Genomic DNA, 417 nt, shown 5'->3' with positions numbered 1-417 from the left:
AGCATCTTGCGGTGTTTGGTCAGATCCAGCGACGCCGGTTTCGGCGCCCGGCTGGGATCAAGTTCGTGCACTCTCCATAACAACCGGTTGATCGTCGAAGTGCGTTGCCCCACAAGGTCTTCACGCCGGTCCACCAAGAGCTTCAACTCCCGCGACAGCTCGTCGTGGGAAGCCACCGGAAGATCCGGTTCACGCAGGTAAGCCCGTGCGACGGCCAACGCGTCAATCGGATCAGACTTGCCCCGCGTACGAGCCGAGGCCCGTGTTTGAGCCATCAACTTCGGCGGAACCCGCACCACCTTTTGATCGGCGGATAACAGATCACGCTCAAGTCGCGCTGACAAGTGTCGGCAGTCCTCGATCGCCCACACCAGCTCGACACCAAACTGAGTGCGAGCCCATCGAACAGCCTGGCGA

Annotated in this window: 1 protein-coding gene; it reads right to left on the bottom strand. The window is 60.9% G+C overall.

The genetic code is table 11. The features are described from left to right. Nucleotides 1-417, bottom strand: a 417-nt coding sequence (locus OQ789_RS25820; protein WP_324689265.1) for an IS110 family transposase, incomplete at both ends; no start/stop codon positions are given.

The organism is Mycobacterium sp. 94-17, assembly GCF_035617725.1.
Taxonomy (GTDB): domain Bacteria; phylum Actinomycetota; class Actinomycetes; order Mycobacteriales; family Mycobacteriaceae; genus Mycobacterium.
Note: the sequence above shows the minus strand (reverse complement) of the source record. Positions and strands in the feature narration are given on the sequence as shown.